This is a genomic window from Citrobacter sp. VF227 (assembly GCF_052950715.1).
Genome location: NZ_JBRFVF010000060.1, coordinates 1 through 1,020, shown reverse-complemented (window position 1 = coordinate 1,020; position 1,020 = coordinate 1). Strand labels below are relative to the sequence as shown.

2 protein-coding genes are annotated in these 1,020 nt (G+C 74.4%); both read right to left on the bottom strand.

The window, feature by feature from the left end:
* Positions 1 to 7: 7 nt before the first annotated feature.
* Entirely contained in the window at positions 8 to 607 is a 600-nt protein-coding gene (locus ACU8YC_RS24995; RefSeq protein ID WP_043388345.1) for a hypothetical protein, read from the bottom strand.
* Positions 591 to 1,020 (bottom strand): hypothetical protein (locus ACU8YC_RS24990; protein WP_446895957.1); only part of this gene is annotated, 430 nt, incomplete at its 5' end. The genes ACU8YC_RS24995 and ACU8YC_RS24990, both read right to left, overlap by 17 nt.

The following is a 1,020-nucleotide window of genomic DNA, read 5'->3' as shown; positions in this document are numbered from 1 at the left end:
ACGGACCTCAGCGTGAGGCCGGTCCGGAGCGGGTCCGCAGCCAATCAGATGGCACACGCGTCGCGGCATAGCCCTCACCAGGGCGCCAGTCGCGCAGCTCGGCCATGCCGTCGGCGTCCCGCATCAGCGCGTAGGCGCGGCCCGCCACGAGGCGATCCCCGGCGGGTCGCCCGTCCGGCATGACCCAGGCGATGGCCACATCCCGGTCGCTCCGAACCTCGACCCAGGAGATCGGCGTGCGGCGATAGGCTAGGAGCAGCGCGAGCAGGAGACAGAGCGCGAGCAGGGCGTCACGGGTGAGCCGGCGTACGCGGAACGGCAGGCGCCCGCGCCAGACCGCGATGCGGCTGGCGTGGCCAGGAGCGGGCCGGGCGCCCGGCCCCACAGCGTCGGACCGGTCACGGATGGAGAGCAGGAGCTCGCGCCGATGTTCGGGCAGGAGCTGTACTGCGCCCTCTTCCAACGCCGCAAACCGCTCGTGGATCGGGCGCGTCTTCAGCCGGGTGAGCGCGGCGCGGCTGTCCCGCTCGAACCCGGCCGCAGCCTCGCGCGCGGCGCGATCAGCCCGCGTGAGGCGGGCGTGCACGTCCTCAGGCGTTGCGGGCACGCTTGCTCCCCCCTGCCGGCGTACCGGCCCGAGCCGGAACCGGCGCTTCTTCGACCAGCCAGAGGGCTGCCGGCTTGACCGCCTCCATCACGGCGAGGCGGAACGCGGTCAGATCGCGCAGCATCCGTCCGGCCTGCGCCTGCGAGGTCTGCTTGACCAAGCCCGCCCGGTCGAGCCGACTGACGCCGCGCAGCTGACCTGCCGCCAGCACCTCGCGCGTCCTGTCCTCCAGCTCGAATTGGCGCAGGTGCGTGACCACCGCGTCGCCGGCTACCCGCTTGAGCAGGGCCGGATCGACGGCGCCCCGCACCGCGTTGGCCACGACGAAGCGGGCGCCCGCCCAGTCCTTGGCCGCGTGCAGCAGCGCGCCGCCGTCGGCGAGCGCGCCGGCCTCGGCGGCGACCACCACCACG